The organism is Marinobacter sp. AC-23, assembly GCF_001858325.1.
Lineage (GTDB): Bacteria > Pseudomonadota > Gammaproteobacteria > Pseudomonadales > Oleiphilaceae > Marinobacter.
In genome coordinates this window covers 1-1096 of sequence record NZ_MBPP01000094.1, presented here as the reverse complement: position 1 = coordinate 1096, position 1096 = coordinate 1, and the positions used below count along the sequence as shown (strand labels likewise).

General features: G+C 48.5%; 1 protein-coding gene. It reads left to right on the top strand.

The features are described from left to right. Positions 1 to 211 precede the first annotated feature (211 nt). Positions 212 to 913 carry an HNH endonuclease gene (locus BCA33_RS19495; RefSeq protein ID WP_071268450.1) on the top strand — a complete coding sequence of 234 codons (702 nt, stop codon included), beginning with the start codon at positions 212 to 214 and terminating at the stop codon, positions 911 to 913. Positions 914 to 1096: the final 183 nt, after the last annotated feature.

The window sequence follows — 1096 nt, the reverse complement described above, 5'->3', positions numbered from 1 at the left end:
AGAGTGACCGAGAAGTCGGGATTCGGAGACTACACAGTTCATGAATTTCATAACCGGCTGGTGCGGCTATATCGAATGACGTGCGAGGACTGGGCATTGCATAACAAATTGTTGTAGTGCGTTCCGGGCCTGGCGGCCCTACACCGGACGCCTACTACGCTCCGCTCCGTAGTCGCCGCTAAACAAAAGCGTTAGAACTAAAAGGAAAAGAATGGCATTCCCTCGGGCAGTTAGAGAAAACGCACTGGTGAAAGCTCGGCGACATTGTTGTGTCTGCCACGAGTTTGCCGGTCGCTCTGTAAATGTTCACCACATCATCCAAGAGGCTGACGGCGGGGAAAATACTCTAGAAAACGCAATTGTTCTATGCCTTCGGTGTCACGCAGAGGCCGGACACTACAATCCAAAGCACCCACTCGGAACAAAATATGCACCAAGCGAGCTAATCCGGCATCGAGATGCATGGTTTTCAGCGTGCGAAAGCGGCGCAGCTATATATGCAAGCACCATTGAGGCTAAGGTTAAACGCACTTATACCTCAAGTGAGCTTCACAAATATGTTCTGATTTTCAACTTTCACAACGGTAGCAAAAACACGGTATCTGGGTGGAAGTTGGATGTCTTTTTTCCCTCTAGGCTTGATGTCTCTATCCAAGATGTAGAGCAATACGGCGACGTGAATATCAATGGGCGGCGTTTCAAGAAATTCCAAGTTGAGGGTACCGAAGTCGTCTATCTGGGGGAGTCTCGAGAATTAACAGATCCTACTTGGACCAAACTCGAATACAACATTGACCATGACATTTATTTTTCAGCCAGTGCAACAGAAATGAAAGTCCTGTGGACCTTTTATTCGAACACCGAGCCTCCGCTTAGGGGAGAGCTTTTGTGGGACGAACTTCAGGAATTCTAGTGACATTTCTAACACATATGAGCCTTCTCGGAATCAATAGGCAATAGTCGTTTTTTTGGCCGCGCCAGCGGCCAATCTAAACCCATGAGCGAGAACGCCTGCTTCGTCAGTCTCGTAGAGCTGTCAGGCACTTACAGCAAACACATATAGGGCTCTCTTACGTGGCTTTAGGCCACAGCCTGA